General features: G+C 36.7%; 15 protein-coding genes. 9 read left to right on the plus strand and 6 right to left on the minus strand.

Translation table 11 applies throughout. From position 1 onward, the window contains the following. Positions 1-154 precede the first annotated feature (154 nt). A complete protein-coding gene (locus tag NSS81_RS22900) occupies positions 155-1,024 on the plus strand; it encodes a cation diffusion facilitator family transporter (protein WP_342434129.1) in 870 nt (289 codons plus the stop codon). A 107-nt stretch (positions 1,025-1,131) separates the two neighbouring features. Here the strand turns inward: NSS81_RS22900 and NSS81_RS22905 are convergent, their stop codons facing one another. Both NSS81_RS22905 and NSS81_RS22910 read right to left on the minus strand, forming a co-directional pair. Then, the gene (locus tag NSS81_RS22905; RefSeq protein WP_342430917.1) at positions 1,132-1,419 is read right to left on the minus strand and encodes a hypothetical protein; all 288 of its coding nucleotides are present in this window, start codon (positions 1,417-1,419) and stop codon (positions 1,132-1,134) included. Between the two features lie 262 nt (positions 1,420-1,681). Then, entirely contained in the window at positions 1,682-2,596 is a 915-nt protein-coding gene (locus NSS81_RS22910) for a TetR/AcrR family transcriptional regulator (protein WP_342430918.1), read from the minus strand. Positions 2,597-2,784: 188 nt separating this feature from the next. On the opposite strand from NSS81_RS22910, the gene NSS81_RS22915 reads away from it, so the two are divergent. Both NSS81_RS22915 and NSS81_RS22920 read left to right on the plus strand, forming a co-directional pair. Continuing rightward, complete coding sequence (locus NSS81_RS22915) at positions 2,785-4,311, plus strand: DHA2 family efflux MFS transporter permease subunit (protein WP_342430919.1); 1,527 nt, start codon at positions 2,785-2,787, stop codon at positions 4,309-4,311. Between the two features lie 202 nt (positions 4,312-4,513). Then, a complete protein-coding gene (locus NSS81_RS22920) occupies positions 4,514-4,993 on the plus strand; it encodes a branched-chain amino acid aminotransferase (RefSeq protein WP_342430920.1) in 480 nt (159 codons plus the stop codon). 6 nt (positions 4,994-4,999) lie between these two features. Here NSS81_RS22920 and NSS81_RS22925 read toward each other — a convergent pair whose 3' ends face one another. Then, complete coding sequence (locus NSS81_RS22925) at positions 5,000-5,920, minus strand: metallophosphoesterase (RefSeq protein ID WP_342430921.1); 921 nt, start codon at positions 5,918-5,920, stop codon at positions 5,000-5,002. A 315-nt stretch (positions 5,921-6,235) separates the two neighbouring features. Between NSS81_RS22925 and NSS81_RS22930 the strand changes: the two genes are divergently transcribed. The 4 genes from NSS81_RS22930 (at position 6,236) to NSS81_RS22945 (ending at position 8,860) form a co-directional block, all read left to right on the plus strand. Then, on the plus strand, positions 6,236-6,496 hold the full coding sequence (locus NSS81_RS22930) for a metal-sensitive transcriptional regulator (RefSeq protein WP_342430922.1): 261 nt from the start codon (positions 6,236-6,238) through the stop codon (positions 6,494-6,496). Between the two features lie 199 nt (positions 6,497-6,695). Continuing rightward, complete coding sequence (locus NSS81_RS22935; RefSeq protein WP_342430923.1) at positions 6,696-7,859, plus strand: SEC-C metal-binding domain-containing protein; 1,164 nt, start codon at positions 6,696-6,698, stop codon at positions 7,857-7,859. A gap of 45 nt (positions 7,860-7,904) precedes the next feature. Further along, positions 7,905-8,582, plus strand: coding sequence for a CPBP family intramembrane glutamic endopeptidase (locus NSS81_RS22940; protein WP_342430924.1), 678 nt, complete (start codon positions 7,905-7,907; stop codon positions 8,580-8,582). 119 nt (positions 8,583-8,701) lie between these two features. Beyond that, the gene (locus NSS81_RS22945) at positions 8,702-8,860 is read left to right on the plus strand and encodes a hypothetical protein (protein ID WP_342430925.1); all 159 of its coding nucleotides are present in this window, start codon (positions 8,702-8,704) and stop codon (positions 8,858-8,860) included. A 543-nt stretch (positions 8,861-9,403) separates the two neighbouring features. Here the strand turns inward: NSS81_RS22945 and NSS81_RS22950 are convergent. Further along, complete coding sequence (locus NSS81_RS22950) at positions 9,404-9,805, minus strand: hypothetical protein (protein WP_342430926.1); 402 nt, start codon at positions 9,803-9,805, stop codon at positions 9,404-9,406. Next, positions 9,802-10,308: a nuclease-related domain-containing protein gene (locus tag NSS81_RS22955; protein WP_342430927.1), complete on the minus strand. Its 507-nt coding sequence runs from the start codon at positions 10,306-10,308 to the stop codon at positions 9,802-9,804. The genes NSS81_RS22950 and NSS81_RS22955 overlap by 4 nt, the downstream gene beginning before the upstream one ends. A gap of 205 nt (positions 10,309-10,513) precedes the next feature. Between NSS81_RS22955 and NSS81_RS22960 the strand changes: the two genes are divergently transcribed. Continuing rightward, positions 10,514-11,146, plus strand: a complete 633-nt coding sequence (locus NSS81_RS22960) for an FMN-dependent NADH-azoreductase (RefSeq protein WP_342430928.1) — start codon at positions 10,514-10,516, stop codon at positions 11,144-11,146. A gap of 127 nt (positions 11,147-11,273) precedes the next feature. After that, entirely contained in the window at positions 11,274-11,837 is a 564-nt protein-coding gene (locus NSS81_RS22965) for a cysteine hydrolase family protein (RefSeq protein ID WP_342430929.1), read from the plus strand. 62 nt (positions 11,838-11,899) lie between these two features. Here the strand turns inward: NSS81_RS22965 and NSS81_RS22970 are convergent, their stop codons facing one another. Then, the gene (locus tag NSS81_RS22970) at positions 11,900-13,243 is read right to left on the minus strand and encodes a nucleobase:cation symporter-2 family protein (protein WP_342430930.1); all 1,344 of its coding nucleotides are present in this window, start codon (positions 13,241-13,243) and stop codon (positions 11,900-11,902) included. Positions 13,244-13,284 lie beyond the last annotated feature (41 nt).

Below are 13,284 nucleotides of genomic sequence, written 5' to 3' on the forward strand. Positions count from 1 at the left end.
TTGGATGGTGCTGTTACTTTTTACTAGTGTTTTTCCCTAATCAAACATATTTTCTTCCCTATTACATTTTTAGAATAATGACAAAAGGTTTCTCTAGACCCACTATCTGTTTCTGGTAGATAATATATTTAGGAAGAAAAAGTAGGTGAGAATGATGGAAGAACAGGCTTATTTAGATTTAAAAAGGGGAGAACGAGGAGCGATTATTAGTATAATTGCTTATATTTGTTTGTCATTATTAAAATTGGCGGTTGGATTTATCGCTAATTCTGAAGCCTTAAAAGCGGATGGATTAAACAATGTTACGGATATTATTGCCTCGGTTGCAATCCTCATTGGCCTAAAACTATCCCAGAGACCCGCGGACGATGATCATCCATATGGTCATTGGAAAGCAGAAACAGTTGCCTCCATGACCGCTTCTTTTATCATGATGGCCGTTGGACTTAAAGTTATGTATGACGCGATTTCTAGTGTCTTTAATGGTGTGGAAAATACACCTGATCTAATTGCAGCATGGACGGGACTTTTTTGTGCAGTAGTTATGTATTTTGTTTATCGATATAATAAAAAATTGGCAACCGAGATTGGCAGCCAATCCGTTTTGGCTGCAGCTAAGGATAATCTATCAGACGCTTGGGTTAGTATCGGTGCTTTTGTCGGAATAATCGGGGCGCAATTCGGCTTTCCATGGCTTGATCCGGTAACCGCTATAATTGTCGGCTTCCTTATTTGTAAAACTGCCTTGGATATTTTTCGAGATGCCTCCCTTTACTTGACTGATGGGTTCGATGAAAAGCAAATAGGAACATATAAAGATGCAATCAATAATTGTTACGGTGTTAAAGGTGTAAAGGACATAAAAGCAAGAAACTACGGAAATAACGTGGTTGTGGATGTTGTCATCCTGGTTAATTCTGATTTACATATACGAGATGCTCATGATATAGCAACTATGGTTGAGAAGGAATTAATAGATAAATATCAGGTTTATGATGTACATGTACATGTAGAGCCAAATTAGGAAAAAAATTTCCTTAATAAAGGTTTGATCAAAAGAATAGCCAAACAAAAAAGATGGGATATCAGTGCCTTTTCCATCCTTTGTTTGACTAATGGCCCTTCACCTAGCTACGAAGTTTTGCGCCGCACTCTAAATTCCCACATGTTATTGTCATCCCAATATCTTGAAATGATAAAATTTCCGCTAACGGTGTTTTTGCGTCTCAAATTTTGTGGTTTAGATATATTTTGAGTTGTAGACGGACTCTCTTCTAAAGTATTGTCGCTTTCCATGTCATTAGGTTTAAGATCCTTCCTTCTCCTCAATCCAAGTTCCCCGAACATAAATTTCCCAAAATCAAATTTTTTAACCTCTTCTTGCGCATCTTGTGTTTCTGCTGCAAACAGATTTTCCATTTGTACACCTCCTTGATAGTTTAAAAACCCCTTGATACCTTGTACCCATATAGGACAAATTGTTGAAAAAACATTTGTGGTTTTAATAATTTACGTAAGAGCAACCTAGTTTGCATAGGCAAATGCTCAATCATAATAAAAAAATGCCTGCATATCAAAATGTGATATCCAGGCGTTTTTATGTAGGACTGTCCATACCAGGTGGACAGTGTCCACGAGTGGTGACAGTCACCGTTATTGCTATCCGTTATTGACACCGTTATTAATTGTCAATTTCCTCTTGCTGGTTAAAGTAGGTTTGGATGTGCTGCGAGAGGTGGTTCAGGTCTTTATGCCAGAGTTCTTTTGGGTTTTGATTTAGTGTTTGTAATGCGCTTTCGATTAGGAATTGTCTTGGGTGTTTGGTATGGATGATTTCATCCAATATGAATTCTAAAAGTTCATTGTATTTTTCTTGATCTCTTTCGTCTGACGAGCATTTTGTTATCGACGCTTTCATGGGACCAACGATTTTCAATAGACCCTTGATCATTTCGTGATTATTCTTCCTTTGATCAGGGAGCCATTTTTCCAATAGCTCGGGCTCATGTAATTGATCTCCCATCATCGCCACGTCGTCAACCATCTTCACCAAACGTGCCACACTATAACGAACCACATCATTCACTTTTTCAACCGATTGATTAGCCAGTCTATTATATTGTAGATTATGTTGTAAGATTCCCGTAAACATGATGGCACAATCTAATAGGTATGGTTTCTTTTCCTCACCAAAGATGTCGATGAAGCGACTGAACGTCCAATTAAGCGATTTTAATCGGCTTTGTTTAATATATTGTTTAAGGTCAACGTCATTTGAGGATATCACCTCTTCATACAAAGCAATCAGTTTGTTTCTTCTATTGGTTATCATTTGCAATTGAATTTGCTTAGTAAAAATCTCAATATTAGATGGATCTTGACCCAGCAGCAATTCATTCCGATCTTTTTCCAGCTTCTTGTATATGGTTTTATATATTGCAATTAGCAGTTCACTCTTGGATGAAAAATAATTATAAAAAGTTCCTTTAGAAATGCCACTGTAATCTAAGATATCCTGAATCGATGTCGCTTGAAATCCTTTTTCAATAAATAACTGATGTGCCATTTTAATGACATGCTGTTTACGGTCCTTCATATAATCACCTTTTATTTGAATTATACTAAGTGTATAAAAATATACTACCTTATATAGAACATCTTTACAAACCCATTATTTGATAAGATAAATCTATTGCAAAAATTGAACTTCCATTATATTATTGTGTAAGTATGAAATAGGGGTATAAAAAAATGTACTAACAGTTTACAAGGGGGTAACTTAAAATGGAACAAAACAGAGTCGAAACAAAACGTCCCCCATACGGGATCATATCAGTCCTGATGGTAGGGGCATTCATTGCATTTTTAAATAATACTTTACTAAATATCGCCCTGCCTTCAATTATGAGCGATTTAGATGTTGATCCATCAACAGTACAGTGGCTGACAACTGGATTCATGCTAGTAAATGGGATTCTAATTCCAGCGACTGCATTCTTAATTCAAAAATATTCAGTGAGAAACCTATTCTTGGTTGCCATGGGCTTATTTACAATCGGAACAATTTTAGCAGGATTTGCCCATTCCTTCCCGCTATTATTAGCAGGACGTATGACTCAAGCATCAGGTTCAGCAATCATGATGCCACTCTTAATGAATGTTATGTTAGTGAGCTTCCCCATTGAAAAGAGGGGAGCAGCGATGGGTATTTTCGGTTTGATTTTAATGGGTGCGCCAGCCATTGGACCAACGCTTTCTGGCTGGATCATTGAACACTATGACTGGAGAATGCTTTTCCACTTTATCACACCTATTTCCATTGCGATTGTGTTGTTAGGCTTTTTCTTACTTAAGGATAAAAAGGGAAAAGTGGATATACGTCTCGATATTTTTTCTTTATCACTTTCAAGTATCGGCTTTGGCGGGCTGCTATACGGCTTTAGTTCTGCTGGTAAAAAAGGCTGGGATAGCCCACACGTCTATTTGACAATCATCATTGGTGTCATATCATTGGCTTGGTTTATTATCCGCCAATTGAAACAAGAAAAACCAATGCTTAACTTTAGAATTTTTCAATTTCCAATGTTTGCTTTATCATCAGTGATTTCAATGGTGTTAACGATGGCGATGTTTTCTGGTATGCTGCTACTGCCAATCTATGTTCAAACATTGCGTGGAATTTCTCCAATGGATGCAGGGTTGATGATGTTGCCAGGTGCCATTTTGATGGCGGTGATGTCACCGATCACAGGTGTCTTGTTTGATAAGTTTGGTGGTCGTATTTTAGCAATAACGGGCCTAATTATTACAGTGGTTACAAGCTACTTTTTTAGCCAATTATCATTTGAAACTAGTTACTTTGAACTGATCGTCTTATATACAGTACGGATGTTTGGGATGTCGATGGTTATGATGCCAGTATCTACTAATGGTCTAAATCAATTGCCAGCTAGTTTTTATCCGCATGGTACAGCGATGAACAATACATTGCAGCAAGTATCAGGTGCGATTGGAACGGCATTATTGGTTACTATCATGTCAAATCGTGCAGAATCAAAGGCTAAAGAACTTGGTGAGGCTGCGATGGCCAAATTAACAGAGCAGCCAACAGCAGAAGCGTTAGCACAGATACAGCAGCAGACACTTGCTCAAGCAACATTAAATGGTATTAATTTTGCATTCTTTGTATCTGTCTTTATTGCAGCAGTTGCCCTTGTTTTAGCGTTCTTTATGAAACGTGTGAAACAAGCAGAGAGCGCACTCCCTGTTAGTAAAAAAGTTGCCAAGACAAAATTAACTGAACAGGTTTAGTATGTTGGAAAAGGCAGTCTATACTCTTAGACTGCCTTTTGGTGTTTTATGGGGGTATAGAAAGGATTGAGTGGTAGGAAAGTGAAGTGCTAGCAAATTGATAGCGGGCGATAGCTTGTTGATATTGCAGAGGATGGTTGCTTTTTTAGGAAAAAACACGCAATATTAATATCGAAATCATGTCATAGGAGGATTTGTCATAATGGAAGAAACAAATTCAAGTATTCAATTTGCCGATGCCTATATTGAACGCTGCAGCAAAGAAACAGAAACGATGATAGCAAATGAAACAGCCGCATTTTTAACTCAGCCGCTTGTTTATTTAAAAGAACACAAGAATGAATTTATATATTTAGAGTCCAATTCTTTGGAACAGATTCGGGTCGATGCTGTCTCGTTAGAAGCGGATGATGTCTTTGGTACATATGATGTGATGTTAGGCTTGAAGCTACAAAAGAAGTTTGAAAAAGTGTTAAAAGAGAAGCTCGATTCAAGTTTACTTGGTGACGGAGCTAAATTCGATTTAATCTTCAGCCAGGATGATGGATTATGGAATTTGAATTTTGCCTTAGACTATGTCAGCGGATTTCAAGAAAATATGTCACTTGGTGAGGCATTTCAATTAATTTATCAATTTTTATCTCAGCTAGTCGAAGCAGTAAGAACCCTAACCAGCCATTAGTGCTGATTAGGGTTTTTGGATAGGAATGATCACTTTCTTAATCAACGTTTGGTTACTAAATTCTCTCGCTTTTAATTCTACTTTATCCTCAAAGACATTTACCACATAACCCTGTGATTGAATTTGATTTTCACCACTTTCAAATGTATATGTATAGGCAACAGAGCTTGTATTCACCATTGTAATACCGTCCTGGATGATATTGTTCGTGTGGTTCAAAGGGTTATGAGAATGCCCGCTAAAAAAAATGATCTGAGGATATTTTTTTAGTAATGTTAAGAGCATTGGGTCCTTTTGCCCAGTGCCTAATTTGCTCCCATAAACGGTATCTATGATCGGCTGGTGAAGAAAGACAAAAATCGGTTTGTCGCTGCTTGCTTTGATGGCTAATGTTTTCTCCAGCCAATCCAATTGTTCATCTGATATAAAAGCTGAATTAATAAAAGCTGAGTTTGACGATGATTCTGACATCGTTTTTGGGGATTTTTCGCTTGCAATCGCAATAAAGTGATAACCTTTAATCCATTTATCATAATATAGGTTTGGTACATTCATTTTATCGATAAATCGCTTAGCTATTTGAGCATCTGTTACAGTATGTTTAGGGTATTTATAGCTCTCATACCAATCGTGGTTTCCTATGACGGGAAAAAGGGTGATTTTTGATTTTCCGTATTCGGAAAGAATTTCATTGAATAAATCATATTCTGAGGACAAACCCTTATTTGTTAAATCACCAACTACTGCTAATAATTCATAGTCAGGGGCAATTGCGGATAAATCTTTCAAGGCATTTTTAAACTTTGTATTATATGTTAGCTTCTTAGGACTGATGTGTGTATCACTAATAACCGCGAACACTAATTTGGGTCCAGTTGCAGGTATTTGAACATTCGCCAATACTAGATGAGGCATAAAAACTGACACACATTGAAAAGTGATAACCAAAGTAATAAATAGTTTTACCACCATAAGATTTAACCTCACTTCATTTGGTAATTTTAGTATGCACAGATTGATAGAAACCTTGCAAAAAATTATTTTGTGAAAAATAAGAAAAGTTGACACAGATTATTAGAGTAAAAAACTGAAGGCTAGACAACAAAAGCGGTGTTTCTTAGCTTTTTTTTTTTCGGTTAATACGGTCAATTCGAATAATATTCTATTCCATTTGACATTATACCTTCAAGGGTATAATATATTGCGTAACATTAACGAAAACGACTGGATAGGAGCGTACCTATGGAATATAATGATCAAATTAAAAATAGAGTAAAACGAATGGAAGGCCAATTAAGAGGCATAAATAAGATGATGGAAGAGAACAAGGATTGTAAAGAAGTAATTACCCAATTGTCTGCTGTCAGGTCTGCTGTAGACAGAACTATAGGTGTAATCGTAAGCTCGAATTTAGTTGATTGTGTGCTAGAAGCTGAAAAGAACGGTGAAAAGACTGATGAATTAATTCAACAGGCTGTAAATTTGCTTGTTAAAAGCAGATAAAAAACTTGTATCTTATTGTTAACACTTTTTTTATTTATAAAATTATACTTGCAGGTGTAATTTAAAAACAAGAGGCGAACAGATACATTCACTGTTCGTCTTTTAATATGTTTTTTACATTGTGTTTTGAATGAAGTACAATTTATTCAAAAGGAGTTTCACAATTTACTCCTGAGCAAAGTAGCATGAAAGGACTTAGATGATGACATTTTTAGAAAAAATTAAACCGCACTTAATTAGCAATGATCCGTTAATTCAAGAAATAGTGCTTCATGCCCTACACGATTTTCCAAACGTACCAGAAGAATGGACGAATGTATTATTGAAAGAGGCATTTATTAACGATGATAAACTGTCCTCGATTTTAATTTATATAGAAAATCAGCCCATTAATGAAGAGGCAGTCAATATTCTAATTGAAAATATCCCAAGGATGGATCAGTCAAAGGCCCATTTAGCCTTAAACTTGATAGACCATATTGAACCAAAACTGGCTCTGAAATATAAAGAGCAATTAGAAAAATATATTCATAAAGACATGTGGTCGTTTTTTGAGCTAATTGTAAATGGTACAGAAGAAGAGGTATATACAAAGTATGGTGAAATTTTGAATACCCTTGATCGGGCGAAATCTCACCCGCATGATGTATATTTGAAAGCGAAGAAATTGGCAGCCTGCATTGTGAAAAAGGGTTGGGTTACAGAAGAAGAAATAGATTTGTTGGTTGAAGAGGAATTAAAGGAAAAATGGATTTCTTATAACGGCACCCTAACTATTTATATGATTGGTTTACTTGGACTGGACAAGCATATAGCTTTACTTGCAAGCTTGTTAGACCGTGATGACGACATCATGCTTGAGGAAGTTTCAGTTGCCTTAATTGGTTTTCAATCAGATGAAGTAGTAAAAGCGGTCGAGCCATACCTAAAGAAAGAAGAATCAATCATTTATGCCAGTTCGGTTGTTGAAAACATTAAATCTGACCTTGCAGTTCAGGTTCTAAGTGATGCCTACCGACGGGCCAGAGAATTGCAAGATCAAGATTTACTAATTGAAGCACTTTGTCATCAGTTGTCTGAAAAGGCACTTCCTTTAATAAGCAAACATATGACAAATGAGTATGTTTCAAGCATGGTTGAAGTTGAACAAGTGGTTTATAGTTACTATTCTATTTTAGGTTTGGATCATCCTGAACTAGAGGAGTGGAGACAAGCTGCACTAGAAAGCGAGATCGAATATAGAAATGCAAGTGAGCAGGGGAGGGTTGTTCCAAACATTCCTGTTCAAAGGGAAAAAGTAGGTCGAAATGATCCTTGTCCATGTGGAAGCGGGAAAAAGTATAAAAAGTGCTGTGGAAAGTAAAGGGGTGGACGGTGCAAAGTCACTGTCCACCTAAGAGGTGATTATTTGAACAAAAGTTTAATAATTATTAGCATTTCATTTATTTCTTGCCTAGTTTTGTATGGTGTAGAGCAAATATTAATGGCTGATTATTTTATTAAAACGGGAACAAAAATTGTTTTATTTGTTGGTATACCATTGCTCTATTTTTTCATTCTCCGACGTTCGATTAAAGAAAATTTATTTAATTTTGCATTAACTAATAAAAAGGATTTAAAATTATCTATTGGTTTCGGTTTACTGGCTTTTTCGATCATATTCATTGCCTTTTGGATTTTACAAGATTTCATAGATTTAAAATCTATTTCAAGCGAATTGCAAGAAAAATCTAACATCACTCCCTCTATCTTTCTCTTTGTTGCCTTGTATGTAACATTCGGAAATTCCTTTTTAGAAGAGTTTTTCTTTCGGGGATTTATATTTGTAGGTTTATACAAACAAGGGATGAAAAAAACAGCCTATATATTTTCATCTTTGCTGTTTTCCGTTTACCATATGGCTATTTTTGTGACTTGGTTTGAATTTCAAATTTTATTACTCGCTTTGCTTGGACTATTTGTCGTAGGTTTTCTATTTAATTGGTTGAACAGAAATTCTAATAGTTTTATAAACTCTTGGATCGTTCATCTTTTTGCAGATATCGCAATTATCATAATCGGTTTTAGAATGTTTGGGATGATTTAAAAGTAAGGGTCACCTTGTGGAAAGAGTTTCTCAATTCCGCATATGTGAAAGGCGGAGATGTATTTCTTTTAAAGGGATGAAGGCCAACTCCGGATGAGGAAACACTGGAGATGTCCTTCATGAGAGTGATGAAGGACAACCCGGCCGGGAAAAATGCAGGAGATGCCCTTCATGAGAGTAATGAAGGCCAACTCGGCCGGGAAAAACGCAGGAGATGCCCTCATGAGAGTGATGAAGGCCAACTCGGCCGGGAAAAACGCAGGAGATGTCCTTCATGAGAGTGATGAAGGACAACTCGGCGTGAGTATACGCAGGAGATGTCCTTCATGAGAGTGATGAAGGCCAACTCCGGATGAGGAAACACTAGAGATGTCCTTCATGAGAGTGATGAAGGCCAACTCCGGATGAGGAAACACTAGAGATGTCCTTCATGAGAGTGATGAAGGACATCTCGGCCGGGAAAAACGCAGGAGATGTCCTTCATGAGAGTGATGAAGGCCAACTCCGGATGAGGAAACACTGGAGATGTCCTTCATGAGAGTGATGAAGGCCAACTCGGCCGGGAAAAATGCAGGAGATGTCCTTCATGAGAGTAATGAAGGACAACTCAGCATGAGTATACGCTAGAGATGTCCTTCATAAGAGTGATGAAGGCCAACTCCGGATGAGGAAACGCAGGAGATGTCCTTCATGAGAGTGATGAAGGCCAACTCCGGATGAGGAAACACTGGAGATGTCCTTCATGAGAGTGATGAAGGACAACTCGGCATGAGAAAACTCAGAAATTATCCTTCATGAGAGTAAATCGTCATAATAATTTTTTAGACATAATAAGACCATTGATGATTTCCTACAATTTTATAGTTTTTCCCCAAAATCCTCCTTATCCTCTTTTTTGAATCAATAATCCCGCACCATTCATGAATTTCATTTGTCGTAATTTTCCGCTCTGGAAATAAAAATTTAAGTTCCTCCACACTGCGAATGACCGTTGATGAAACCGATTCTATACACCCACATTGATTGCAAATTACTGAATAATCTATCACCTTTAAAGAAAATGACCGGCATTTTTTGCAATTCATCTCTTTTTTAAGTTGATCATATTCATATGGAGGTATTTGAGTATATGGTGATTTAGGAATATGCAAAGATATTAATTGGTTCGCTAAATTATTGTGAACCTCTGAAAGCGTTGAATGTTGGTTATTTAATTTTTTCATAAAGCGATTGAGCTGTGTTGGAAGTACGAAAGGTAGGTTTTTGGAGCTTGAAATAAGGTAAACTCGGGGTTAATGAAAATAACATTTGCTACAATTGGTAAATTACATCCGAGTTCTCGAATTAACTGCCGAAGTAAGGAATTACTCCGTTTAATTTGGTCCAATGGATTCTTTATTTCCTTTCCTATGTAGGTATTGAAACTGTCTGAGTCATAACAATACTCACCTTCAAAATTTTTCACCTCAAAAAGGTATATGGTTTCTTGGAAAATTATTGTTGTATCAATTTGAAAGATTGTGTTGTTACTCTCTAGCAACAAATCATTTAAGATATGGCATTCAGGTTGAAGTTTTTCTGTCAATAAATCAAATTGAACTTCACCTGCAAATCCTTTTTCGAGACCTAAATAATAAGTATATTTATCCTCTGATAAATCCATTCGGGTGTTTATAATTCTAAGCGTCTTTAATTCATCTGATTCCGTTCGATCCTTAAATGGCATGTTCCACTTCCTTTTTAAATTATTCAAGTCAATTTAATTTTATAAAAAAAAGCGATGATTTTGCTAAAAGAATATGAATCCTTTGTTAACAATAAGGAGAAAATTGCCAAGCTTGTTTTCTTGACTAATCTATTATATTAAGATATTATTAATTCGAGACATTGGAATTAAAGATAATTAAAGATAATTAAAGGAGATTTTATTAATGAATATATTAGTAGTAAAAGCAAATAACCGTCCAGCTTCAGAAGCTGTTTCAAGTAAAATGTATGAAACTTTCATGGAGAACCTAGAAGTCGCTAATGTAACTACCTTTGATGTATTTGCAGAAGATATGCCTTACTTTGGTCAAGAGTTATTCAACGCTTTCGGTAAAGTGGCATCAGGCGAAGAAATGACAGACGTAGAACAACGTATCTTAGCTGCAAAACAAAAAGCGATGGATGCATTAACTGCTGCAGACCTAGTGGTATTCGCCTTCCCATTATGGAACTTAACGATTCCTGCTAAATTACAAACATTTGTTGACTATGTATATCAAGCTGGTTATTCATTCAAATACGATGAAAATGGCCAAGCGGTACAATTAATGACTGACAAAAAGGCAATCATTTTAAGTGCACGCGGTGGTATTTACTCAACACCAGAAGCAGCACCAATGGAAATGGCTGCAAACTATATTAAAAATGTTTTTGGCGGCGTATTCGGAATGCAAATCGTAGATGAAGTCATTATTGAAGGTCATGCTACAATGCCAGACCAAGCAGAAACAATCATTGCTGAAGGCTTAGAAAAAGTTAAAGCAGCAGCAAAAAATATTTCACCAGTACTTGTATAATTTTAATATAGTGCAGTAAAATCTTATGATTTTACTGCACTTTTTTTTTTATAAAAGGATATAATCAATTATATACCGAATAAGTAGTATAAAAATTAAGGCTATTAGTAGAATAGGGGTTATGCTAATGAAACAAGCTTTACTAGTAATTGATGCCCAGCAAGAATTAATTGAGGGGAATGAAAATGAGAAAAGTGTATTGAATAAAGAGAAACTAGTGGAAACTATCAATTTAGTTATTGAAAAGGCAAAGGAATCAGATGCTATAATCGTATTCGTGAGAGATCAAGATGTAGCTGGCGGTGAAGGGGAAGGATTTCAAGTACACCAAAGTATAAATGTACCGCCTGCGTCAGAGATTTTTGATAAACAGGCATCGAATTCGTTTTATGGTACTCCATTAATGGGATATTTACAGGATCATGCAATTGAACATCTTGTTATCATGGGATGTCAAACAGAATATTGCATTGATTCTGCGGTTAGAACGGCTACCATAAATGGCTTTGATGTAACATTAGTGGGAGATGGGCATTCAACTACAGGCTCTTCCGTCTTAACTGCTGAACAGATAATCGCTCATCATAACTTTATCTTGCATGGTCATTACAACGTAGATCACTTTTCTGTTGTTAGGAACAGTGAGGAAGATCTGTTTCAGCCCACTCATAATAATTATCGAAATAGTTAGGGTCAAATTAGCGAAAAAAAACCAACAAAGGACTAGTGAACATCACTAGTCCTTTGTTGGTTTTATGCTGCTGTCTCTGTATCTGCAGGTAATACTTTTTCCCGTTCTTTCGGGATGATAAGATTGAGTACTACCGTAGCGAGAGCTCCAACAGCTGTTCCAGAAGATAAGATATAATTTGCAAAGTCTGGGACGCTGTATAAGATTTCTTTAGGAAGAACAATTGTTCCAACTGTTAATAAAATCGGTACGCCGATGACCATCATATTCCGGTCATTGATGACAACATGCTGAATGACTTTAAAACCATTCATAACAATCGCTACACAGACCACACCGAAAATTCCATTGATGACAGGCTCCGGGATACAAGTAATGACTGCTGATAATTTAGGGATTAAACCTAGGATGACGAGAATTATCCCTGCACTGATTATTGCCATTCTGCTTGCTACGCCTGTAATGGCAATAATTCCTGCATTGGATGAATAACCAGTCATTGGGGTACCGCCGAAAAGGGATCCTACAAAACAACCGAGTCCTTCACCGAAAGAGGCACGGTTTAATCTTTTTTCATCTAATTCACTGCCGGTTACGGTTGAAACCACAAACCAAGTCCCTGTAGTTTCTACTAAAATAACAAGATAGATAAATACCATGGTTAAAATGGCTTGTAAATCAAATACGGGCTTACCGAATGGGAAAAAGCTTGGTAACGAAAACCATGATGCTTCCTTTACAGAAGAGAAATCCACCGATCCAAATAGTGTAGCCGTAATCGTTCCAGCAACAATTGCTAGGATGACAGAAACAAGACGGAAAAATGTTCCAAATCCTTTTGCTTTTCGTCCAAGAAGAATGCAAATAATTAGAACCGCAGCCGAAACAAATGCTATCAGGACATTGTGTCCAACATTTCCTGGTGCATTATAGATGCTATTAAAGGCATTTGGCATTAAAGAGATCCCGACGATAACAATAACTGTTCCACCGACAAGCGGTGGGATAATTTTCTTGACCGCTTTAGCAAACCACTTTAATGGATAACCTAGTAATGCAATCAGTATGGCCCCAGGAATGAGACTTCCAAATACTGCACCCATTCCAAGCTTTCCTCCTATCGCAGCTAAAGCACCAATCGGAACATAAGAGGGACCTTGAACGACTGGTAACCGAAGCCCACCAATAGTCTGAATGAGTGTTGCAAGTCCCGCAGCAAGGAAACACATTTGAATGAAAAAAGTTGTATTCATTGTATCTAGCGCAAGTAACCCCGCAATAATAATCGGAGCAATATACAGGTCCATTGCAAGAACATGCTGCATACCTAGCAATAATGCTTTGCTCCAACTGATTTTTTCATCCACTCCAACAATAATGTTCGTGTTTTTCTTCTTTTGTTCCACTTAAACCATTCTCCTCTATTTTATATTATATAAAAAAACCA

The organism is Neobacillus sp. FSL H8-0543, assembly GCF_038592905.1.
Classification (GTDB): domain Bacteria; phylum Bacillota; class Bacilli; order Bacillales; family Cytobacillaceae; genus Neobacillus.

Bases quoted from the DNA above. Each gene is read 5' to 3' on its own strand.
- NSS81_RS22950 (WP_342430926.1), bottom strand. From the start codon at position 9,805: ATGAAAAAATTAAATAACCAACATTCAACGCTTTCAGAGGTTCACAAT.
- NSS81_RS22935 (WP_342430923.1), top strand. From the start codon at position 6,696: ATGATGACATTTTTAGAAAAAATTAAACCGCACTTAATTAGCAATGAT.
- NSS81_RS22915 (WP_342430919.1), top strand. From the start codon at position 2,785: ATGGAACAAAACAGAGTCGAAACAAAACGTCCCCCATACGGGATCATA.
- NSS81_RS22965 (WP_342430929.1), top strand. From the start codon at position 11,274: ATGAAACAAGCTTTACTAGTAATTGATGCCCAGCAAGAATTAATTGAG.
- NSS81_RS22945 (WP_342430925.1), top strand. From the start codon at position 8,702: ATGAGAGTGATGAAGGACAACCCGGCCGGGAAAAATGCAGGAGATGCC.
- NSS81_RS22900 (WP_342434129.1), top strand. From the start codon at position 155: ATGGAAGAACAGGCTTATTTAGATTTAAAAAGGGGAGAACGAGGAGCG.
- NSS81_RS22930 (WP_342430922.1), top strand. From the start codon at position 6,236: ATGGAATATAATGATCAAATTAAAAATAGAGTAAAACGAATGGAAGGC.
- NSS81_RS22955 (WP_342430927.1), bottom strand. From the start codon at position 10,308: ATGCCATTTAAGGATCGAACGGAATCAGATGAATTAAAGACGCTTAGA.
- NSS81_RS22960 (WP_342430928.1), top strand. From the start codon at position 10,514: ATGAATATATTAGTAGTAAAAGCAAATAACCGTCCAGCTTCAGAAGCT.
- NSS81_RS22910 (WP_342430918.1), bottom strand. From the start codon at position 2,596: ATGAAGGACCGTAAACAGCATGTCATTAAAATGGCACATCAGTTATTT.
- NSS81_RS22920 (WP_342430920.1), top strand. From the start codon at position 4,514: ATGGAAGAAACAAATTCAAGTATTCAATTTGCCGATGCCTATATTGAA.
- NSS81_RS22905 (WP_342430917.1), bottom strand. From the start codon at position 1,419: ATGGAAAATCTGTTTGCAGCAGAAACACAAGATGCGCAAGAAGAGGTT.